General features: G+C 70.1%; 20 protein-coding genes and 1 pseudogene. 13 read left to right on the plus strand and 8 right to left on the minus strand.

Annotation, left to right across the window (positions count from 1 at the left end; translation table 11 throughout):
• Positions 1 to 27: 27 nt before the first annotated feature.
• Positions 28 to 888, plus strand: a complete 861-nt coding sequence (locus ACWCO2_RS29915; protein ID WP_450131133.1) for a glycosyltransferase family 2 protein — start codon at positions 28 to 30, stop codon at positions 886 to 888.
• Between the two features lie 12 nt (positions 889 to 900).
• Here ACWCO2_RS29915 and ACWCO2_RS29920 read toward each other — a convergent pair whose 3' ends face one another.
• On the minus strand, positions 901 to 1251 hold the full coding sequence (locus tag ACWCO2_RS29920) for a hypothetical protein (protein ID WP_450131134.1): 351 nt from the start codon (positions 1249 to 1251) through the stop codon (positions 901 to 903).
• Between the two features lie 161 nt (positions 1252 to 1412).
• On the opposite strand from ACWCO2_RS29920, the gene ACWCO2_RS29925 reads away from it, so the two are divergent.
• Both ACWCO2_RS29925 and ACWCO2_RS29930 read left to right on the plus strand, forming a co-directional pair.
• A complete protein-coding gene (locus tag ACWCO2_RS29925; protein WP_450131135.1) occupies positions 1413 to 2513 on the plus strand; it encodes a sugar phosphate nucleotidyltransferase in 1101 nt (366 codons plus the stop codon).
• Positions 2514 to 2562: 49 nt separating this feature from the next.
• On the plus strand, positions 2563 to 3474 hold the full coding sequence (locus ACWCO2_RS29930) for a DNA-3-methyladenine glycosylase family protein (RefSeq protein WP_450131136.1): 912 nt from the start codon (positions 2563 to 2565) through the stop codon (positions 3472 to 3474).
• Positions 3475 to 3483: 9 nt separating this feature from the next.
• Here the strand turns inward: ACWCO2_RS29930 and ACWCO2_RS29935 are convergent, their stop codons facing one another.
• The 4 genes from ACWCO2_RS29935 to ACWCO2_RS29950 are packed head-to-tail and all read right to left on the minus strand — an operon-like array spanning position 3484 to position 7150.
• Entirely contained in the window at positions 3484 to 4020 is a 537-nt protein-coding gene (locus ACWCO2_RS29935) for an NUDIX hydrolase (protein ID WP_450131137.1), read from the minus strand.
• Positions 4017 to 5360 carry a coenzyme F420-0:L-glutamate ligase gene (locus ACWCO2_RS29940; RefSeq protein WP_450131138.1) on the minus strand — a complete coding sequence of 448 codons (1344 nt, stop codon included), beginning with the start codon at positions 5358 to 5360 and terminating at the stop codon, positions 4017 to 4019. The genes ACWCO2_RS29935 and ACWCO2_RS29940 overlap by 4 nt, the downstream gene beginning before the upstream one ends.
• Entirely contained in the window at positions 5357 to 6349 is a 993-nt protein-coding gene (gene cofD, locus ACWCO2_RS29945) for a 2-phospho-L-lactate transferase (protein WP_450131139.1), read from the minus strand. Before cofD ends, ACWCO2_RS29940 begins: the two co-directional genes overlap by 4 nt.
• Positions 6350 to 6394: 45 nt before the next feature.
• Positions 6395 to 7150 (minus strand): site-2 protease family protein, encoded by a 756-nt coding sequence (locus ACWCO2_RS29950; RefSeq protein WP_450131140.1) that lies wholly within the window; start codon positions 7148 to 7150, stop codon positions 6395 to 6397.
• Positions 7151 to 7739: 589 nt separating this feature from the next.
• Between ACWCO2_RS29950 and ACWCO2_RS29955 the strand changes: the two genes are divergently transcribed.
• Together ACWCO2_RS29955 and ACWCO2_RS29960 are read left to right on the plus strand one after the other, a co-directional pair.
• Positions 7740 to 7970: a WhiB family transcriptional regulator gene (locus ACWCO2_RS29955; RefSeq protein ID WP_170210513.1), complete on the plus strand. Its 231-nt coding sequence runs from the start codon at positions 7740 to 7742 to the stop codon at positions 7968 to 7970.
• Positions 7971 to 8050: 80 nt separating this feature from the next.
• Entirely contained in the window at positions 8051 to 10435 is a 2385-nt protein-coding gene (locus ACWCO2_RS29960; protein WP_450131141.1) for a glycosyltransferase family 2 protein, read from the plus strand.
• A gap of 178 nt (positions 10436 to 10613) precedes the next feature.
• Here the strand turns inward: ACWCO2_RS29960 and ACWCO2_RS29965 are convergent, their stop codons facing one another.
• Complete coding sequence (locus ACWCO2_RS29965) at positions 10614 to 10853, minus strand: hypothetical protein (RefSeq protein WP_450131142.1); 240 nt, start codon at positions 10851 to 10853, stop codon at positions 10614 to 10616.
• A gap of 49 nt (positions 10854 to 10902) precedes the next feature.
• A pseudogene (locus ACWCO2_RS29970) lies at positions 10903 to 11076 on the minus strand (carboxymuconolactone decarboxylase family protein); the annotation flags it as partial.
• A gap of 47 nt (positions 11077 to 11123) precedes the next feature.
• On the opposite strand from ACWCO2_RS29970, the gene pdxR reads away from it, so the two are divergent.
• Positions 11124 to 12521, plus strand: a complete 1398-nt coding sequence (gene pdxR, locus ACWCO2_RS29975; RefSeq protein ID WP_450131143.1) for a MocR-like pyridoxine biosynthesis transcription factor PdxR — start codon at positions 11124 to 11126, stop codon at positions 12519 to 12521.
• On the opposite strand, the gene ACWCO2_RS29980 is transcribed toward pdxR, so the two are convergent.
• Positions 12505 to 12978, minus strand: coding sequence for a metallopeptidase family protein (locus ACWCO2_RS29980; protein ID WP_450131144.1), 474 nt, complete (start codon positions 12976 to 12978; stop codon positions 12505 to 12507). The genes pdxR and ACWCO2_RS29980 overlap by 17 nt on opposite strands.
• A 251-nt stretch (positions 12979 to 13229) precedes the next feature.
• On the opposite strand from ACWCO2_RS29980, the gene ACWCO2_RS29985 reads away from it, so the two are divergent.
• The 7 genes from ACWCO2_RS29985 (at position 13230) to ACWCO2_RS30015 (ending at position 20512) form a co-directional block, all read left to right on the plus strand.
• Positions 13230 to 13589: a DUF3499 domain-containing protein gene (locus ACWCO2_RS29985; RefSeq protein WP_450131145.1), complete on the plus strand. Its 360-nt coding sequence runs from the start codon at positions 13230 to 13232 to the stop codon at positions 13587 to 13589.
• 110 nt (positions 13590 to 13699) lie between these two features.
• Positions 13700 to 15049 (plus strand): phosphomannomutase/phosphoglucomutase, encoded by a 1350-nt coding sequence (locus ACWCO2_RS29990; RefSeq protein WP_450131146.1) that lies wholly within the window; start codon positions 13700 to 13702, stop codon positions 15047 to 15049.
• 66 nt (positions 15050 to 15115) lie between these two features.
• Positions 15116 to 15325 carry a Trm112 family protein gene (locus ACWCO2_RS29995; protein ID WP_270953466.1) on the plus strand — a complete coding sequence of 70 codons (210 nt, stop codon included), beginning with the start codon at positions 15116 to 15118 and terminating at the stop codon, positions 15323 to 15325.
• A gap of 6 nt (positions 15326 to 15331) precedes the next feature.
• Positions 15332 to 16411 (plus strand): hypothetical protein, encoded by a 1080-nt coding sequence (locus ACWCO2_RS30000; protein ID WP_450131147.1) that lies wholly within the window; start codon positions 15332 to 15334, stop codon positions 16409 to 16411.
• 106 nt (positions 16412 to 16517) lie between these two features.
• On the plus strand, positions 16518 to 17768 hold the full coding sequence (manA, locus tag ACWCO2_RS30005) for a mannose-6-phosphate isomerase, class I (RefSeq protein WP_450131148.1): 1251 nt from the start codon (positions 16518 to 16520) through the stop codon (positions 17766 to 17768).
• 134 nt (positions 17769 to 17902) lie between these two features.
• Positions 17903 to 18820, plus strand: a complete 918-nt coding sequence (locus ACWCO2_RS30010) for a cation diffusion facilitator family transporter (RefSeq protein WP_450131149.1) — start codon at positions 17903 to 17905, stop codon at positions 18818 to 18820.
• Between the two features lie 144 nt (positions 18821 to 18964).
• Complete coding sequence (locus ACWCO2_RS30015) at positions 18965 to 20512, plus strand: amino acid permease (protein ID WP_450131150.1); 1548 nt, start codon at positions 18965 to 18967, stop codon at positions 20510 to 20512.
• Positions 20513 to 20782 lie beyond the last annotated feature (270 nt).

A 20782-nucleotide genomic window follows, 5' to 3' on the forward strand; every position in this document is an offset into this window, starting at 1 on the left:
CGGGGCGGTTCGGCAGAATGTGATGGCGTGACCGACACGCGCACCTACGGCGACGAGCTCGCCGTTGTCACCGTGACCTACTCGCCGGGCGAGACGCTGGACCGGTTCCTGGACACCTTGCAGCAGGCGACGGACCGGTCGGTCCGGGTGATCCTCGCCGACAACGGCTCCACCGACGGCGAACCCGAGCGTGCTGCTGCTGAGCGCGCCGACGTCGAGTTCGTGCCCACCGGCGGCAACCTCGGCTACGGCGGAGGCGGCAACCGCGGCGTGGCCGCGCTGAGCGAGGAGTACGGCTGGGTCGTCATCGCCAACCCCGACCTGGAGTGGCAGCCGGGGGCGCTCGACGAGCTGCTGGCCGCGTCGAAGCGCTGGCCGCGCGGGGGATCCTTCGGCCCGCTGATCCGGGAACCCAACGGCGAGGTCTACCCGTCGGCCCGGATGCTGCCCTCGATCGGGCGCGGGGCCGGGCACGCGGTGTTCGCCAAGGTGTGGCCGAACAACCCGTGGACGCGCGCCTACCAGCAGTCCGAGGCGGAGATCACCGAACGCCCGGCGGGTTGGCTGTCCGGCTCGTGCCTGCTGCTGCGTCGCGAGGCGTTCGACTCCATCGACGGCTTCGACCCGCGCTACTTCATGTACTTCGAAGACGTCGACCTGGGCGACCGGTTGCGCCGCAAGGGCTGGCTGAACATCTACGTGCCGGAAGCCGAGGTCATGCACATCGGTGGCCGCTCCACGTCGAAGGCGGCCAAGCGGATGCTCGTGGAGCATCACCGCAGCGCCTACCGCTACCTCGCCGACCGCCACCCGGGCCCGCTCTGGGCGCCCCTGCGGCTCGCGCTGCGCACGGCGCTGGCCCTCCGGGCCCGCATCGAAACCCGCTGATCAGCCAGGTGGTCAGTACTGGGGGTACTGCTGACCGGGCTGCGAACCGAGCGGTCCGAACTCGTTTGGGCCGCGCTGCGAGTGGTACGGGTTCGGCGGCAGGTTCTGCTGCCCCGTCCCGTAGTCCTCGGTCGGCCAGCCCTGTTGCGGGGCGGCCTGCTGCCGTTGCGGGGCGGCCTGCTGGCCGGATGAGGGGAGTTCCTGCGTGGTGTCTGCGGGATCGACGTGATCGACCACGTCGCGCGGGATGCGCACGGTGTTCGCGGCGTCCATCGGCGAGATGGCGTTGTCGGGCGTGACGACGAACGCGTCGCGTGCCCGCGCGCGAGCAAGCGCTTCGTCGGCTCGGAGGCGCGGGTCCATGGGCTGCCCTCTCAGTCGTTCGCAGTCGGTGGTCCGCCGGGGCGGGCGTCGAGCCGTGCGGGGACGGGCCCGGTGTTCATTATGCCGTTGCTCCTGCCAGAGTATTCCCCCCAATGGGTTTTCGTCAGGGAAGTCCGTCAGGTAGAGGAGGAGCTACGCCGATGTCCGCGGATGATCGGGACCGGGCCGCGTCGTCGACGGCGGAGGCCGTCGTGCTGGTGGGCGGGCGGGGCGTGCGACTACGCCCGCTGACCCTGTCGGCGCCGAAGCCGATGCTGCCCACGGCCGGGGTGCCCTTCCTGCGCCACCTGCTGTCCCGGATCCGGGCCGCCGGCATCGAGCACGTGGTGCTCGGCACCTCCTACAAGGCGGAGGTGTTCGCCGAGCACTTCGGCGACGGTTCCGACCTCGGCCTGCGGCTGGAGTACGTGGTCGAGCCGGAGCCGCTGGACACCGCAGGGGCGATCCGCAACGTGTCGGACCGGCTCAGCGCCGACGACGTGCTGGTGTTCAACGGCGACATCCTGTCCGGAGTGGACCTCAACGAGCTGATCGACACCCACCGCAGCACCGCAGCGGACGTGACGCTGCACCTGGTCAAGGTGGACGATCCGAGCCGGTTCGGCTGCGTGCCGACCGATCCGGACGGGCGGGTCACCGCGTTCCTGGAGAAGACCGAGAACCCGCCGGTGGACCAGATCAACGCCGGTTGCTACGTGTTCCGCCGCGAGGTGATCGACCGGATCCCGGCCGGGCGGCCGGTGTCGGTGGAGCGCGAGACGTTCCCAGAACTGCTCGCCTCGGGTGCACGTGTGCAGGGCCACGTCGACACCTCGTACTGGCTGGACATGGGCACCCCGCAGGCGTTCGTCCGCGGCTCGGCGGACCTGGTGCTGGGTGTTGCGCCGACGAACGCGTTGCCGGGGGAACACGGCGAGGCGTTATGCCTCGACGGCACGTCGGTCGACGTTGGTGCCCAGGTCAGCGGCGGCAGCTCGATCGGTGCTGACTGCGTCATCGAGAGCGGCGCCAGTGTCGTGGAGTCGGTGCTGTTCGACGGGGTCCGCGTGGCCGAGGACGCGGTGATCGAGCGCAGCGTGATCGGCGCGGGCGCGACGATCGGCGCCGGTGCGGTGCTGCGGGGCGTGATCATCGGTGATGATGCGCACATCGGCGCGGGCTGCGAGCTGCTCGACGGCGTCCGCGTGTGGCCGGGCGTGAACCTGCCCGAGCACGGAGTCCGCTTCTCCGCCGACTGCTGACCCGGACCCACGACGTCGTCGGAGGTGGTCGGCATACCCTCGGAAGGCGATGACTGACGCTCTGACCAGGATCTGGTCCCCGCCGTACCCGGTGGATCTGCCCCGGGTGCTCGCTCCGCTGCGCCGAGGTAGCGGCGACCCCACCACGCGGGTCGATCCCTCGGGTGCGGTGTGGTGGGGCACCACGACACCGTCTGGCCCGACGACGTTGCGGCTGCGGAAGAACAGCGCCGGAGAAGTCGACGCCGCGGCGTGGGGACATGGCGCGCAGCTGGTGCTCGACGACATCCCGAACCTGCTCGGCGAGTCGGACGACGCCAGCGGATTCGTCGCGTTGCACGACGTCGTGGAGCGGGGGCGGAAGGCCTCGCACGGGGTGCGGCTGTGCGCGTCCGGTCGGGTGTGGGACGTGCTGGTCGCCGCGGTCCTGGAGCAGAAGGTCACCAACCGGGAAGCGTGGCGCTCCTGGCGAGAGCTGTGCTGGCGCTTCGGCAGCCGCGCACCAGGACCGGTCGAGAAGCTGTGGGTCGCGCCGGATCCCTTGCAGCTGCGCGGCATCCGGGACTGGGAATGGCATCGCGCGGGCATCGACGGAGCCCGCAGACGAACGCTGCTCGCCGCGGCATCGGTGGCAGCGAGGTTGGAGCGCGCGGCCGAGCTGCGCGGCGTCGAAGGGCGCGACCTCCTGCAGAAGGTGCCGGGAATCGGCCCGTGGACGGCCGCGGAGATCGCGCAGCGGGCCTGGGGCGACCCGGACGCGGTGAGCGTCGGCGACTACCACCTGCCGACGATCGTCGGGCTGGCGTTGGCGGGCCGCCCGCTCGACGACGAAGGCATGCTCGAAGCCCTCGCCCCTTATGAAGGCCACCGCCACCGAGCGGTCCGCTACCTCAGCGCAGCAGGAGCAACCCGCCCCCGTCACGGCCCGAGGATGCCCGTCCGCGACTACCGCGTGATGTGAGGCGCGTGATCAGACCCGCTGACGTGCGGCGGTGATCAGGGGACCGATGTCGGTGTTGTCCGGGAGGGCGTCCACCGGCCACCAGCGGAGGTCGAGGGACTCGTCGCTGCGGGTCGGCTCCGCTCCCTCCGGGGCGCGAACGACGAAGCGGACGTCGAAGTGGCGGGTCGGTTTGCCCAGCGAGCAGGTGATCGGGTGCACGTCGAGGTGCACGGGTTCCGGGTCCACCACCAGACCGTCCACACCGGACTCCTCGGTGGCTTCGCGCAACGCCGCCCCGGCCAGGGTGGTGTCCTCCGGCTCGCAGTGACCGCCCAGCTGCAACCACGTACCCACGCGCGGGTGCAGCGTCAGCAGCACGTTCTCGCCGGCCGCGTCGAGCAGCACCGCCGAGGCCGTGACGTGCCCCGGCTCGCAGGCGCGCAGGCAACTGTCAGCCCGGGCGTCCAATAAGGTCAGGAAGGCGTGCCGCAGCGCTTCCTGCTGCGGGTCGGTCGGGCGCCAGTCGCCGAGCACGCGCAGCGCGTCGGCCTGAGGTCCGCTCACAGCTCCACCAATCCGTCGTCGAGGTCGCGGGGTTCGCGCGGTCCGGCGACCGGCTCGGCCGGGTGGCCGACCGCGACGGCGCCGAGCGGTTCCCAGGAGTCGGGCAGGTCCAGCGTCGCGCGCACCACGTCCGGGCAGAACATCGTCGAGGACACCCAGCACGAGCCGAGCTCCTCGGCCGCCAGCGACACCAGCAGTCCCTGCACCGCAGCGCCGCCGGCGACGGTGAACATCTGGCGTTCCGCGTCCCCGCGCCGTTCGTCGGGGTAGTCGTGCGCACCTTCGCGGACCAGGAACGGCAGTACCAGCTCCGGGGCGGCGTAAAGCAGGTTGCCCCGGTTCACGCGCCGCTGGGCCGCTTCCTCCGGCATGCTGTCGGCGCGCAGGTCGTCCAGCCAAGCCGTGCGCATGGCGTCCAGCAGCTTCGACCGCAGCGGTCGATCGCGCAGCCACACGAAGCGGACCGGGCGGGTGTGGTGCGGGGCGGGCGCGGTCAGGGCCGAGCCGACCGCGCGGCGCACCGCGTCCTCGTCCACCGGGGCGTCCGCGAACTGCCTCATCGAGCGGCGCATCAGCACCGCCTCGCGGCGGCCCTGCGCCAACGCTTCGGCCGTGCCCATGGAGAAGAGGTCCTCGTCGACCGTGCGCACGAGGTCCCGCGCGGTCGAACCGTCGTCCACAGTGGTCAGACCGCGCACCACGGCGACCGGGACCGCGCCCAGCTTGCCCTTGACCAGGTCCGCGGCGGCAGCGATCTCGTCGGCCACCGCGACCAGCGTGACGGCCAGCGCGTTGCCCTGCGAATCCGTGCTGCCCGCGTAGTCGTGCAGCACGCCGACACCGGCCGAACCGATCGCCACGTCGGTCTGCCCGATCCGCCAGGCGCGGCCCATCGTGTCGGTCACGACCACGCCGACCTGCATCCCGAGCCGCTCGGCGAGCCCGGCCCGCAAACGGCGCGCGGAGGCGTCCGGGTCTTCCGGCAACAGCGCGATCTGGTCCTGCGGCACGTTGGAGGCGTCGATGCCGGAGGCCGCCTGCACGATGCCGAGCTTGTTCTGGGTGATCAGCGTCCGGCCCCGCCGGGCCACCACGTGCGTGGCCTCGGACAGCACCAGCTCGCGGCGCAGCTCGTCGCGCAGCTGCGGGTCGAGCGGGGCGGCGACCATCCGGTCCTCGACCTTGGACACCACCTTGCTGGTGACCACCACGACGTCGCCGTCGCTGAGCCACGGGGCGGCCGCCGAGATCGACGCCGCCAGGTCGTCGCCGGGGCCGAACTCCGGCAGGCCGGGAACCGCGAAGACCTGCAACCCGCCTGCCGCCGCGTGGTCCTTCATCGCGCCTCCCGCGCCAAGTCGAACGCCGCCTGCGCCATCGCGGCGGTGGCGTCCACATCGGACATCAGCAGCGGCACCGAGCGCACCTTCACCCCTGGGATCTCGGCGGAGTCACCGGTGTGCACCAGCCATCCGTCGAGGACTCCGTCGGAATCCTGCCGCGAGCCGTAGTGCCGACCGACCGCCTCGGCGGTGCTCTCCACCCCGATCGCGGTCAGGCAAGCGTCGGCCATGCCGCGCAGCGGTCGGCCGCCGACGATCGGGGACAGGCCCACGACCGGTGCCGAGGTTTCCCGCAGCGCGGTGCGGAAACCCGGCACCGCCAGTAGAGTTCCAATGCTGACCACCGGGTTCGACGGCGCCATCAGCACCACGTCGGCCTGCTGCAGCGCGTCCAGCACCGCCGGCGTCGGCTTCGCCTCGTCCGCCCCGACTGGCACGATCGCGTGCGCCTTCGGCTCCGCGCGGTGCCGCACCCACCACTCCTGGAAGTGCACGGCCCGCTGCTCGCCGGTCTCCGGATCGTCGATGGCGACGTGGGTCTCCACCCGCTCGTCGGTCACTGGCAGCAGGCCGACGCCCGGCCGCCACCGGTCGCACAGCGCCTCGGTGACCGCCGACAGCGAATAACCCGCGCGCAGCATCCGCGAGCGCACCAGGTGGGTGGCGATGTCCCGGTCGCCGAGCCCGAACCAGCTCGGTTCGGCGCCGTAGGCGGCCAGCTCCTCCTTGACCGACCAGGACTCGTCGACCCGCCCCCAGCCCTTCGCCTCGTCGATACCACCGCCGAGGGTGTACATGCAGGTGTCCAGGTCCGGGCACACCCGCAACCCGTGCATCCACACGTCATCGCCCACGTTGACCACCGCGGTGACCTCGTGCTCGGACTGCTGCTGCGGCTCGCCAACGGCGGGCAGGCCCAGTGCTGCCTTCACCCCGAGCAGGAACCGCGCGCCACCGACTCCACCGACCAGAACTACGACCTTCACGGTTCCGATCCTCGCACGGCGCCCGCGCCAGGAGGGCGCGGAACCTCAGAACCCGAACACGCTGCGGAAGATCGCCTGTCCGAGCATCGTCAACGTCGTGTCACCGCCTACCAGGCCGAACACGAAGTAGGCGAGCTGGAAGAACATCCGGCCGACGAACGGAACCCCGATCAGCAGCAGGAACAGCACCAGCGGCGCCCACGGCCGCGCCTTCTCGCCGAACTGCCGAGCCGGGGCGGACAGGTACGGCTCGATCGCGCCGTATCCGTCCAGGCCGGGGATCGGAAGGATGTTCAGCACGAACGCGATCACCTGCAGGAAGGCCAGGTACGACAGGCCCGCGGCCAGCCCCATCGGCATCGGCACCGCGGCGACCGCCGTGGCGATCAGCAGACCCAACACCAAGTTCGTCAGCGGCCCGGCCAGCGACACCATCGACTCGGTGCGGCGTGAGCGCAGCGCGTGGTGGTTGATCCACACCGCGCCGCCGGGCAGCGGGATCCCGCCGAGCGCCACGAAGATCAGCGGCAGCACGATGCTCAGGATCGGATCGGTGTAGCGCCGCGGGTCCAGCGTCAGGTAGCCCTTCGAGCGCACCGAGAGGTCCCCGCCGCGGAACGCGGTGACCGCGTGCCCGAACTCGTGCAGGCACAGCGACGTCGTCCAGCCGCCGAGCACGAGCAGCAGAACGCCGGTGGTCCGCGCGAGGTTCCCGTCGAAGGTGGCCAGCACGCCGCCCAGCACGGTCAGTCCGAGGAACGCCAGGAACAGGGGGCTGACGCCGGTCGTGGAGCTCTTCACGACCCCAGTGTCCACGAACTGAGCGGCCACGAGGCAGGGGCACGAGTGATCGCGTAGTGGTATGCATGATCTCGGGACTCCGTGCGGGGGATCGATTCCGGCGGACGGAGTACTGGCGCTGCGCCGAAAGCGCGCGTTCAGCGGAGCTCGGTGGTGGTGCGGTGGCGCTGTCCGGGTGTCCCCCTACGGATGGTCTCCGCTTGACCGCAAGGAGCTACACGGGTGTAATCACAGCAGTGTCATTCACCGTTGAAATGATCATTCCTCGGGAGGGGAGATCGCGACAGCGGGACGACCAGGTGCGGGAGACCTGGTCGGGCACGGGGTCGATCGAGGTGCCGCTGGCGGAGAGAGGGTGAGCGGCGCATCCGGTCGGCGACGGCGCCGCCGTCGGAGTTGCGAGGTCCTGGTGAGGGACCAGACCACCCGTGAGCAGGAGTGCGTCCTGTTCCGGCCCTGGGGAGGGCCGGCGGGATCGGGAGAAATCGGGGGAAGTCCAACGATGTGGGAATCAGGAGACAGCCGCTTGGCGGAGCGTGGGGACGCACCCGTCGTCGCGGAATTCGACGTTCTTGCCGAACTGTTCGAAATGTCCGAAGAAGAGCAGGAATGGCAGGAACGGGCGCTCTGCGCGCAGACCGATCCGGAAGCGTTCTTCCCGGAGAAGGGCGGTTCCACGCGGGAGGCGAAACGGATCTGCCAGGGCTGCGAGGTGCGTTCCGAGTGCTTGGAGTACGCGTTGCAGCACGACGAGCGCTTCGGCATTTGGGGCGGACTGTCCGAAAGGGAGCGCCGCAAGCTCAAGCGCCGCGCGGTTTGAGGTCGCTGCCCGCCGATTACGTCTGAATCAGGTCATTTCGGCGGGTTTTCTTCCGCTGCTGGTGCATTACCGTTCGTGCGGTGGTGGATCTGCTCGGCAGGAGGAAGACTTTGAGCGCGCCGGTGCTGGCGGTGTTGGTGTGTCGGGACGGCGAAGCGTGGCTGCCGGAAGTGCTCGCCGCGCTCGGTGAGCAGTCCGAAAGACCGCGCCGCGTGCTCGCGGTGGACACCGGTTCGGCCGACCGCAGTGCGGAACTGCTGGAGCAGGCGCGCGCGGACCAAGTCGTCGACGACGTGCTGACGTTGCCGCGGGACACCTCCTTCGCCACCGCAGTCGCGGATGCCGTGGCGCTCGGGAAGCGGCGATGGGCCGACCCCGGGCGCTGGTTGTGGTTGCTGGACGGCGATTCCGCGCCGAAGCCGGACCAGCTGGCCGAACTGCTGACGGCGGCCGGGGACGATCCGACCGCTGCCGAGGTGGAGCCGGGCAAGATCATCCGACGCGACGTCTTCGAGCGACTGGAACGTCGACCTTCGCCTTCGCCGCGGGACAAGGCCCGCGGAGGTTTCGTCAGCCGTGGCAGGGTGCTGCGGCTGCTGTCGTCCCCGCTCTTCGTGCTCATCGCTGCGCTGCTGCTGTTCGCACTGATCAACGCATTGATCGCCGGGCGGCTCGGATCCGGTTTGGCAGGTGGGCGACTGCTTCCGGTGGCTGACCTCGGTACGACCTGGCGGGACTACTTGGCCGCGTGGCATCCGGTCGACGGCGGCACGGGTTCTCCGGCGTCGCCTTCGCTGTTGGTGCTCGCGCTGCTCGGCAGTGTCCTAGGTGGACCGTCGGTGGTGGTGTCGATACTGCTGCTGTTCGGGGCTCCGCTCGCGGGGTTGAGTGCTTACTTCGCGACTCGGGCGCTTCCGGTCTCGCCGCTGCGCCGTGCGATCGTTGCGGGTGCGTACGCCGTGCTGCCGGCGGCTTTGCTGTCGGCGGGGCAAGGGCGTTTGGACGTGGTCGTCGCGCACATCATGGTGCCGCCGCTGCTCGCCGGGATCGCTGCGGTGATGCGGCGTTCCGATCAGGAGTGGCTGAGCACGGTCTGCCTGACCGCGCTGGGGCTGGCGCTGCTCGGCGCGTTTTCCTCGCTGCTGCACTTGGCGTTGATCGTGCTTGCGCTGCTCGCGCACGTCCTGCTGCCGGGGGAGAACGCGCGCAGCCAACACCGGGTGGCCGGGCTGGCCGCGGTGGTGCTGCTTTCTGTTGCCTGTTTGCTGCCGTGGCCCGTGGTGCTGCTGAAAGATCCGGAGGTGCTGCTGCACGGGCTCGGTGCTCGAGTGGTGGAGCAGCCCGCTGGCGCGTGGTTGTTGACGTTGAGCCCGGACGGTTCTGCGGCGAGCGTGCCCGGAGTGCTGTTCGTCCTGGCCGCCGTGGTGGTGCTCGCGTTCGCTTGGGACAAGCGGATGCTGCCTGCCGTCGGGGTCGCGGTTTTCGGCTGGTTGCTGGCGGCCGCGGTGGATGGTTCGGTGGCCGAGCCGATCAGCGGTGGCATCGCGACCGTCGGCTGGACGGGCGGGCCGCTGGTGCTCGTCGCGGTCGGGTGCAGCTGGATCGTGCTGCAGGCCGGACGGCTGAAGTTGCCCGCGAAGTTCCCCGCAGTGCGGCCGGAGTTCGGTCTCGCCGCGTTGGGAGTCGTGGTGCTCGGACTGGTGGTCAGCTCTGCTTTCGCGGCGATTAGCGGTCCGCTCGGCCCCCAGCAGCCGCTGCCCGGGCCGACCGGAACGCGACTGGTGCTCGACTCGGGACAGCAGCCCGCGCGACTGGTGACCGGTTCCGGTCCGCACTTCGGTGACGACGATCTTGCCCCGGCCGGAACCGCTGCTGACTGGCTGCGCCAGGTCGACAGCGATCTGCGATCCACCGATCCCGATCGGGTGCGGGGGGCGCTGGCCGCGGTGGCGGCTCGAGGCGCGGAGTTCGTCGTCGTACCGGACGATTCCCAGGTGCTGGAGCTCGGCCACGGTCTGGTGAACGAGCAGGAGCGGCTCCCGGACGGCAGCCAAGTCCTGCACCTGCTGCTGCCGAGCTCGCCGGTCAAGCTGGTCGGCCCCGACCTGGCGCGCCAGGCGCAGACCGAACCGGAACCGACTCCCGAAGCCCGCCCGCTACCGGTCGCCGCACAACTGCCGAGCTTCACCGTCCGAGTCTCCGAAGGCGGAGCCGGACGCGCACTGGTCCTCGGAGCGGAGAACGAACCCGGCTGGTACGCGCGAATCGACGGAATGGACCTCCCCCTGACCAAGGCCTGGGGCCACCAGGTCGCGATCCCGCTGCCGGAAAAGGCGACCGAGGTCCAGGTCGGATTCACCGAACTGCCCCGCAAAGCCCTGCTGTCGCTCCAAGCCGCGGTGGTCCTGTTCACCCTCGTCGCGGCGATCCCCAGCCGCCGCCGCAAACCCGACTCCCGACCCTGATCACCGCAAAGGTCCGAACGCCGAAAGCAGCGGGACCACAGTTTCAATTGAAACTGTGGTCCTGCGGTGTGTCGGGCCCCGACGCACCGGAGGGTGGACAGGTGCCGGGTCCTGTGGAGAACTTCCGCGATTTCAATGGAAATCAGACGTCCGATTTCCATTGAAATCGCGTCGGGGTTCAGATGCCGCGTTCGTCGGTGCCGGGGGTCTTGCCCGTGGCGAGCGCGATGCGGTTCCAGGTGTTGATGCTGAGGATCAGCGCCAGCAGGCTCGCCAGCTCCGCCGGCTCGAACTGCTCGGCGGCTCGGGCGTAGACCTCGTCGGGCACGCCGCGGTCGGAGATCAGTGTGACGGCCTCGGTCAGCTCCAGCGCCGCGAGCTCCCGCTCGGTGAAGAAGCTCGACGCTTCGCGCCACACCCCCGACCATGTGCAGCCGGTTCTCGTCCTCACCGGCCTTGCGGGCGTCGTTGGTGTGCATGTGCAGGCAGTACGCGCACCCGTTGAGCTGGGACGCGCGGATTCGCACCAGTTCGCCCAGCACCGGGTCGAGTCCTTCGCTGGCCGCGGCTTCGAGGTTGATCTGGGCTCGGAGCGCCTTGGGAGCGGTCTTGGCGAATTCGATTCGGTTCTGGTTCGTCATGCGTTCGACGCTACGGCGCACATCGACCGGTCTTAGAGTGCAATTCCGTGGCAAAATCTTGGGCCAATTCGGCGGCGGTGACCGGCAGCGACCTTCACCTCGACCTGTCCGGGCCGGGGAGCAAGAGGGCGGTGCTCACCGCTGCGCTGCGCGACGCGATCAGGGCGGGAAGGCTGCTGTCGGGCACGCGCCTCCCGCCGTACCGATCGCTGGCGGCGGATCTGGGATTGGCCCGCAACACCGTCGCTGCTGCTTACGCCGATCTGATCGCCGAGGGATGGCTCACCGCCCACCAGGGCTCGGGGACCCGCGTCGCGCATCGCGTCGAACCCCTCCGCTCTAGCCGTCCGGCCCGGCGGATGCAACGCCCGGCACCGGTCCACTACCTGCGACAAGGACAGCCGGACAGCTCCTCCTTCCCACGAGCTTCCTGGTCGGCCTCAGCACGCCGAGCCCTCAACGCGGCACCCAACGAGGCCTTCGGCCCCGGTGACCCGCACGGCAGGCTGGAACTGCGCCGCGCACTGGCCGACTACCTGGCGAGAGTTCGCGGGGTGCGCGCCGAACCGGAGCGGATCGTGGTCGGCTCCGGGTTCGCCCACGCCCTGGAGCTGCTGTTCGGCGGAGTCCTGCACGGCCCGCTCGCTGTCGAGTCCTACGGCCTGCCCTTCCACCGCCAGCTGCTGGCCGACGTCGGGGTTCGCACGATCCCGCTCGGCCTCGACGAGCACGGTGCCCGGACCGATGAACTGGACTCGCGAATGCGCGCCGCGCTGCTCACGCCCGCCCACCAGTTCCCGACCGGCGGACCGCTGCACCCCGAACGCCGTACCGCAGCCGTGGATTGGGCGCGGTCCAGCGGCGGGCTGGTCCTGGAGGACGACTACGACGGCGAGTTCCGCTACGACCGGGAGCCGGTGGGAGCGGTGCAAGGCCTCGACCCGGAGCGCGTGATCTACCTCGGATCGGTGAGCAAGAGCCTGTCGCCGGCGGTGCGCCTCGGCTGGATGGTGCTGCCCGAACGCCTGGTGGACGAGGTGCTGGCGGCGAAGGGGCTGCGGGAGCGCTGGACGAGCGTCCTGGACCAGCTGGCGCTGGCCGACTTCATCGAGTCCGGGCACTACGACCGCCACGTCCGCCGCATGCGGCAGCGCTACCGACGCCGCCGGGACCAGCTGATCGCGGCACTGGCCGAGCACGCTCCGCACATCACCGCCACCGGCATCGCCGCAGGGCTGCACGCCGTGCTCCGCCTGCGACCCGGCACCGAGCTGGCCACCGTCGCAGCCGCCGTCCAACGCGGCATCGCGTTGGACGGGCTCGACTTCTTCCGCCACCCCGATGCGTCGATGCCCGCGGCTGACGGTGTCGTCGTCGGCTACGCCACGCCACCCGAGCACAGGTATGCGGCAGCGCTGGACGCGCTGGTCACTGCCCTTCGATGACGTCCGGGTCCAGACCGAGGTAGGTGGCGACCTGCTCGACCAGCACGTCGTGCAGCAGGTCCGCCATGTCCGTGCCGTCGCGCGCTCGCGCTTCCAGCGGTCGCCGGTACAGCACGATCCGCGCGCGCGTGGGCAGTCCGCGCCGGTCCACTCCGGCCGGGACCAGCCGGGCGAGCGGAACGTTGGAGTCCACCACCACGTCGTCGTCCCACACGACCTTCTCGGGAGCGGTGCTGGTGATCTCCGGCACCTCGTCGACGGCGACGTCCAGCTGCGTCAGCTCGGCGTGCCAGCGCTGCTCGATCGGCTCCAACGCCTCCAGCACCAGCGCGTCGAAGCGCTGCGAACGGCTGCGCGACACCGGGACCGAGGACGGGTACAGCGGTCCTCGCAGGCCGCGGCCACGCCGGTCCCGCCGGAAGCGGATACGGCGCCGAGATCCACGTGCGGTCACCACGCGCTGAGGGTACGCCTTCCGCACCCGGAGCCGGGACGAGCATCGGGTGGAATTCCGCCCGCGCGGGCGCGCCAGCGCGCGGAACTGGTCGTTCCGCGGTGCGCGGAGTGATCGACCAGGCGAAACGCCCGGCTTTGGAACTCGGTCCGCGCCGCCCTGACCTGCACTGACCTCGGTCTGACGGGTTCGTTCAACATCGGTTTCCGCGTGCCTTCACCGCGCATCGGAGCGGGCGCGCTATCGTGCGTGTCGTGCGGAGCGTGAGGCGGTGCTCGCGGACCGGGTGTCTCAACCCGGCCGTCGCCACGCTCACTTATGCCTATGCGGACTCCACCGCGGTCGTCGGCCCGCTGGCCACTTACGCCGAACCGCACAGCTACGACCTTTGCGAAGCCCACGCGCTGCGGCTCACCGTGCCGAAGGGCTGGGAGGTCGTGCGGCACGAGGGCGAGTTCGCCCCGCCGGAACCCTCCGACGACGACCTGACCGCGCTGGCCGAGGCGGTCCGGGAAGCCGGGCGGCCGGACCGGCCGGTGGAAGCCCAGGGAGCCGGCCCCAGCGGTAGCCGTCGCGGGCATTTGCGAGCATTGCCCGATCCGATCGATGAGTGAACTGATCGTGACGAACAGCTCGCGTGCATCCAGCGGACGCCAACGTCCGATCGTTCGCCGGTAGGCTGCCAACCACGTCATGTCTGGCGTGGAATCGGGGAGGGTACAGCGTGCGAGACCTGTCGGGGATCGTCAAGGCGTACGACATCCGCGGGGTGGTCGGGGATGGCCTCGACGCTGACGCGGTGCGGGAGATCGGCGCAGCCTTCACTCGTCTGGTGGGTGGTCCGGCCGTGGTCATCGGGCACGACATGCGGGATTCCTCGCCGGGTCTGGCCGAGGCCTTCGCCGAAGGCGTCACCGGCCAGGGCGTCGATGTGATCAACATCGGCCTGGCCAGCACCGATATGCTTTACTTCGCCTCCGGCCGGCTGGAGCTGCCGGGCGCGATGTTCACCGCGAGTCACAACCCGGCCCAGTACAACGGCATCAAGCTCTGCCGGGCCGGTGCGGCCCCGGTCGGCCAGGACAGCGGTCTGTCCGAGATCCAGGAGCTGGTCGCCCACGGCGTGCCCGAGTTCCTCGGCGCCAAGGGCAGCACCAGCAGCCGCGAGATGACCGCCGAGTACTCCGCCTTCCTGCGCGAACTGGTCGACGTCAGCGGCATCCGCCCGCTGAAGATCGTGGTGGACGCTGGCAACGGGATGGGTGGGCACACCGTGCCGACCGTCTTCGACGGGCTGCCGGTCGAGCTGATCCCGATGTACTTCGAGCTCGACGGAAACTTCCCCAACCACGAGGCCAACCCGCTGGACCCGGCAAACCTGGTCGACCTGCAGGCCAAGGTCCGCGAGGTCGGCGCCGACGCCGGGCTGGCCTTCGACGGCGACGCCGACCGCTGCTTCGTGGTCGACGAGCGCGCCGAACCGGTCGCGCCGAGCGCGATCACCGCGCTGGTCGCCGTCCGCGAGCTGGCCAAGGAGCCGGGTGGGACGATCATCCACAACCTGATCACCTCCAAGGCGGTGCCCGAGATCGTCGCCGAGCACGGCGGCAAGCCGGTGCGCACCCGCGTCGGCCACTCGTTCATCAAGCAGACGATGGCCGAGACCGGGGCGATCTTCGGCGGCGAGCACTCCGCGCACTACTACTTCCGCGACTTCTGGCGCGCCGACTCCGGCATGCTGGCCGCGCTGCACGTGCTGGCCGCGCTGGGCGGTCAGGACCTGCCGCTGTCGGAGCTGATGGCCGACTACTCGCGCTACGCCGCCTCCGGCGAGATCAACTCGACCGTCGAGGACCAGCAGGGCCGGATGCGCGCGGTGGCGGCCGCCTTCGGCGACCGGTCGGGTGCTCGTGTGGACGAGCTCGACGGGCTTACCGTGGAGTTGTCGGACGGTTCCTGGTTCAACCTACGCCCGTCCAACACCGAACCGCTGCTCCGGCTCAACGTGGAGGCGAGGGACACTGACGCGATGGCCGCGCTGCGCGACGAGGTGCTTGCGGTCGTCCGAGGGTGAAGTTCGGCCGCGAGAGGCCGGAGCGCAAGCCCGCGCTGTGTGCGCGGGCGAGTTTGGGGAGGAAAAGTGGCCGTTGACCTGGAACCGCAGTTGCTGGAGATCCTGGCTTGCCCGTGCCCGCAGCACGCCCAGCTCCGGCCGGGGCTGGCCGATGATCCCCAGGCCGACTACCTGACCTGCACCTCCTGCGGTCGGGCCTTCCCGGTGCGGGACGGAATTCCGGTGCTGCTGCTGGAAGAAGCCGTCGGGGGACCGGCGCCTTCCGGGGAGGGGTGAGGCCCGGTGCTCGACGACACTCTCTTCGACGATCCCGCTCGGCTGGTCGACGCGGATGCCGGCGGTCTGCTGCGCCTCGCGGCCCTGTCCGGCGCGCAGGTCCGCGCCGCGGCTGAGACCGCGACCGAGGTGGGCATGGACGACCTGGCCGACGGCCGTCCCCGCGCGATCGTGCTGCTGACGCGTCCCGGCGTGGGGCTCGGCGTCTGCCAGCTGCTGGCCGCTCTGGCGGGGCCGCGCTGCCCGGTTCCGGTGGTGGTCACCGACTCCATCCCGGCCTGGATCGGCGCGCTCGACGTGGTGTTCGCGCACAGCGACGACGTCGGCGACGCGGTGCTGGCCGAATCGGTGTCGACGGCCTGCCGCCGCGGTGCGACGGTCGTGCTGGCGGTCCCGTCGGACGGCCCGGTCGCCGCTGCTGGCGCAGGCCGTGCGAAGGTCCTGCCGCCGCGCATTCCGGTGCCGCCAGCGCTGTCCTTCGCGCACGCGTTCGCGGTCGGCCTCAACGCTTTCCGCGCGCTCGACCTGGTTCGCTTCGACGCCGAGCAGTTGGCCGACGAGCTGGACAAGGAGGCCGAGCACGCGCACCCGAACCAGGACGCGCTGACCAACCCCGCGAAGTCGCTGGCCCTGCGGTTGGCCGACCGCGCACCGCTGCTGTGGGGCTTGGACCGGGTGTCCACTGCGGTTGCGACGCACGGGGCGTTCGCACTCGGTGCCCACGCCGCAACGCCTTGCCACGTGGCCGACTACCAGCAGGCCGTGGCAGAGCACGCGCTGCACCGGGCCGCCTCCTCGGTCGGCTCCGAAGCGGACCTGTTCGCCGACCCCGGGGACAACCCGGGCGCCGCCCTGCGCGTGTTCCTGGTCAGCGCGCGATACGACGCGCAGGGGGAGGCCCAGGAGCGGGGCGCGATGCGGGACCTGCCCGGCGCGGACTTGATCAGCCCAGGTGAATCGGTGCGCGACGACGCGGTGCTGCGATCCGCGACGCTGGCCGCCCGATTCGACCTGGCCGCCGTCTACCTAGGACTGGCGGCGGGCACGCTGAACGGTCCGGGGTGGCCGGCGCTGGCGATGCACTGAGGGAAGTTTCAGGGGAATGCCCCGATGCCGCCCGGCGGTCCAACGCGTGTGCTGTGCTGGGCGCTGCGGACGAGCAGGCGCGAAGACGAGGAAGCGAGAAACGACTGTGGAGCTACTGCGGAACGCGGTGCGCCCCTATGCGTGGGGCTCGCGTACCGCTCTTGCTGATCTGCTCGGTCGGCCCGTCCCAACCCCGCACCCGGAAGCCGAGCTGTGGATGGGCGCGCACCCCGGCGACCCGTCGCGCGTGGTCCGGTCCGACGGCGACGAGGTGTCCCTGCTGTCCCTGCTGGAAAACGACCCGGCGCACCACCTGGGGCCGGTGTGCGTGCAGCGCTGGGGCGGACAGCTGCCGTTCCTGCTCAAGGTGCTCGCCGCGGACGAACCGCTGAGCCTGCAGGCGCACCCGTCGGCCGAGCAGGCCGCGGAGGGCTTCCGGATGGAGGAGCAGGCGGGCATCGCGCGCAACGCGCCCAACCGCAACTACCCGGATCCCACCGCCAAGCCCGAGCTGATCTGCGCCTTGACTGAGTTCCACGCGCTGGCCGGGTTCCGCGAGGCCCAGCGCACGGTCCGGCTGCTGGACGAGCTGGCGGTGTCGAGCCTGCGCGCGCACCGAGAACTGCTCGCCGCGCAGCCCGACGCCGACGGTCTCCGCGCGCTGTTTACCACCTGGATCACGCTGCCGGAGACCTACCTTCGCGAGGTGCTGCCGGAGCTGCTGGAAGCGTGCGTCGAGCACGTTCGGGGGCACGGCGAGTTCGCCCTCGAGTGCCGGACGGTGCTGGAGCTCGGCGAGGCCTACCCGCACGACGCCGGTGTGCTGGCCAGCCTGCTGCTCAACCGCATCGTGCTGCAGCCCGGCGAAGCGATCTTCCTGCCCGCCGGGAACCTGCACGCCTACCTCAACGGCACCGGCATCGAGATCCTGGCCAACTCCGACAACATCCTGCGCTGCGGTCTGACCCCCAAGCACGTCGACGTCCCGGAACTGCTGCGGGTGCTGGACTTCGCCTGTGGGGACATGCGGGTGCTCAAGGGCGAGTCGCTGGACGCCAACCTGACCGCGTACCGGACTCCGGCCGACGAGTTCGAACTCTCCAGGTTGGACTGGACGCCGGCCGAATCCGGTGTCGTGCACCTGGATTCGCCGGGCCCGCAGATCCTGCTGTGCACCAAGGGCAGCATCCGGCTGACCAGCAGCACGCACAACGGATCGCTGCCGCGCGAGCTGCGGTTGGAACGCGGTCAGTCGGTGTGGCTCGCGGCGTCCGACCCGGCGGTGCAGGTGCGTCCCGCCGAGCTCGACGACGGCGGCCGGGCGCAGGTGTTTCGCGCCGCGGCCGGGGCGTTCTGAGCCTGCGCGCAGTACGAACGGGGCAACATCCGGCCGAGTTCTCGAACTTGTAGTCCGGTCGTGGTGTCGGCCGGTAGATTCCTCCCGTCCTTGACCGGGTGACCGGTCGACCTGCGCACCGCACGGGAGAGAACGTGTCAGCAAGCGGCGGAACCAAGGCGATCTTGGCCGCGCTCACCGCCAACGCGGGCATCGCGGCCGCCAAGTTCACCGGCTTCCTGCTCACCGGTTCTTCGTCGATGCTGGCGGAGTCGGTGCACTCGTTGGCCGACACCTCGAACCAGGGCCTGCTGCTGCTCGGGCAGAAGACCTCGCAGCGCAAGCCCACCGAGGAGCACCCGTTCGGGTACGGCCGTGACCGCTTCTTCTACTCGTTCGTGGTCGCGCTGCTGCTGTTCAGCCTGGGCTCGGTGTTCGCGCTCTACGAGGGCATCCACAAGATCCAGCACCCCGAGCCGCTGACCTCGATCTGGGTCGCGGTGCTGATCCTGGTGGTCGCGATCGGGCTGGAGAGCTACAGCTTCGTCACCGCGATCAAGGAATCCCGCGAGCTCAAGGGGAAGCTGAGCTGGTGGCAGTTCGTCCGGCAGGCCAAGACCCCGGAACTCCCGGTGGTCCTCTTGGAGGACTTCGGTGCGCTCATCGGTCTGGCGCTGGCCCTGTGCGGTGTCGGTCTCACCGCGCTCACTGGCAATCCGGTGTGGGACGGTGTCGGCACTGCGTGCATCGGGGCGCTGCTGGGGGTAATCGCGATCGTGCTGATCGTCGAGACCAAGAGCCTGCTCATCGGGGAGGGCGCGAACCGCGAGGTGCTGGCCGCGATCGTCGGTGAGCTGGAGCGAGGGAGCGTGCAGAAGGTCATTCACATTCGTTCCCAGTATTTGGGACCGGAGGAGCTCCTGGTCGCCGCGAAGATCGGCATGACCCCCTCGATGTCTGTGGCGGAGGTCGCTGCCGAGATCGACGAAGCGGAGGCGCGGGTCCGCGCGAAGGTTCCCGAAGCGCGGCTGATCTACCTCGAACCCGACCTCGAGCGGACGCTGACCCGCTGACCAGGCCTGTTTCGCCCTGGCGCGAAGTTGTGCACATCACAAGGAGTTAACGAATGGGCGTTAGGACTAAAGGCGCCCAGTTCCGCCCGCAACACTGCCGGGTTAGGGTGCGACCCACCATTTGGGATTACTGAGGAGGCGACAGTGCCAGGTACTGGGCTGTGGCGTACCAAGTCGGTCGAACAATCGATCTTGGACACCGACGAGCCGGACACCAAACTTCGAAAGAACCTCGGCACCTGGGATCTGATCGTCTTCGGTGTTTCCGTGGTCATCGGCGCCGGCATCTTCACGTTGGCCGCGAGGACCGCCGGTGATGTGACCGGCCCTTCCGTTTCCGTAGCGTTCGTGCTCGCCGCGGTCGCGTGCGGTCTCGCAGCGCTCTGCTACGCCGAGTTCGCCTCCACGGTGCCGGTCGCGGGTAGCGCCTACACCTACTCCTACGCCACCTTCGGCGAGTTCGTCGCCTGGATCATCGGCTGGGACCTGATCCTCGAATTCGCGGTCGCCGCGGCCGCGGTGGCCAAAGGCTGGTCGGTCTACCTCCAGGAAGTGTTCAAGCTCGGCGGATTCGACCTGCCGACCTCGTTCGAGATCGGCGGCGGGCTCCAGTTCGACTGGGGTGCGGTGCTGCTGACCGCCGTCCTGTGCACCCTGCTGGCGCTGGGCACCAAGCTCTCCGCCCGGGTCACCCTGGTCATCACGCTGATCAAGGTCGCGGTGGTGCTGCTGGTCATCGTGGTCGGCCTGGCCTACGTCAACACGGCGAACTACACGCCGTTCATCCCGCCGGCCTCCGAGGCCACCGCCACCGACGCCCCGAAGATCGAGCAGTCGCTGCTGTCGCTCATCCTCGGCGGTGAGACCAGCACCTACGGCCTCTTCGGCCTGCTGGCCGGTGCGTCGCTGGTGTTCTTCGCCTTCATTGGTTTCGACATCGTCGCGACCACCGCGGAGGAAACCCGCAACCCGCAGAAGAACGCGCCGCGGGGCATCCTCGGTAGCCTCGTGATTGTCACCGTGCTCTACGTCGCGGTCGCGCTGGTGGTCACCGGCATGGTGCCCTACACCGACCTGGCGACCGACGCGGAAGGCAACCGGTCCACGCTGGCCACCGCCTTCGCGCTGAACGGGGTCAACTGGGCGGCCGCGATCATCGCGGTCGGTGCGCTGGTCGGTCTGACCAGTGTGGTCATGGTGCTGCTGCTGGGCCAGACCCGCGTCCTGTTCGCCATGTCCCGCGACGGTCTGGTGCCGCGCGGCCTGGCCAAGACCGACCCCAAGCGCGGCACCCCGACCCGCGCCACCCTGCTGGTCGGCGTGGTCGTGCTGGTGGCCGCTGGCTTCTTCCCGGCGGACAAGCTCGAAGAGATGGTCAACGTCGGCACCCTGTTCGCGTTCGCGCTGGTCTCGCTGGGCGTGATCGTGCTCCGCAGGACCCGGCCCGACCTGCCGCGCGGCTTCCGCGCCCCGCTGGTGCCGCTGGTGCCGATCCTGGCGATCATCTCCTGCCTCTGGCTGATGCTGAACCTGACCGCGCTGACCTGGGTCCGGTTCGTGGTCTGGATGGTGGCCGGTGTGGTGATCTACTTCCTGTACGGCCGCAAGCACTCGCGGCTGGGGCAGCGGGCCCAGGCCGGTGACGTCGCGGCCGGTGGCGAGGTGCCCCGAGGCTCCGGTTCGGCCGAGTAATTCCTGGTAAGAGGCGCGGCGGCGTCGTCCCGTTGGGGCGGTGCCGCCGCGCTTTTTCGCGCGCTGGGGCCGCCAGCGCTGCCGATGGGTTTGAGAGCTGCTAGGTATTCGAACGTATGTTCACCTGCTCGGGTGATGATCTTTGCTGGTCAGCGCGGCAGCATGGACTGCATGGAACTCGAAACGGCAGAAACCAGCAGGCGAACGACTATCGGCATGGCACGTGCTGGAGCGTCAGCTCCGCATCGGGTCGGTGGTGGAAGAGCGTCG

It is taken from the genome of Saccharopolyspora sp. NPDC002376 (genome assembly GCF_053593195.1).

Bases quoted from the DNA above. Each gene is read 5' to 3' on its own strand.
- ACWCO2_RS29955 (WP_170210513.1), top strand. From the start codon at position 7,740: ATGTCCGAAGAAGAGCAGGAATGGCAGGAACGGGCGCTCTGCGCGCAG.
- ACWCO2_RS29925 (WP_450131135.1), top strand. From the start codon at position 1,413: ATGTCCGCGGATGATCGGGACCGGGCCGCGTCGTCGACGGCGGAGGCC.
- ACWCO2_RS29940 (WP_450131138.1), bottom strand. From the start codon at position 5,360: ATGAAGGACCACGCGGCGGCAGGCGGGTTGCAGGTCTTCGCGGTTCCC.
- ACWCO2_RS29930 (WP_450131136.1), top strand. From the start codon at position 2,563: ATGACTGACGCTCTGACCAGGATCTGGTCCCCGCCGTACCCGGTGGAT.
- ACWCO2_RS29920 (WP_450131134.1), bottom strand. From the start codon at position 1,251: ATGGACCCGCGCCTCCGAGCCGACGAAGCGCTTGCTCGCGCGCGGGCA.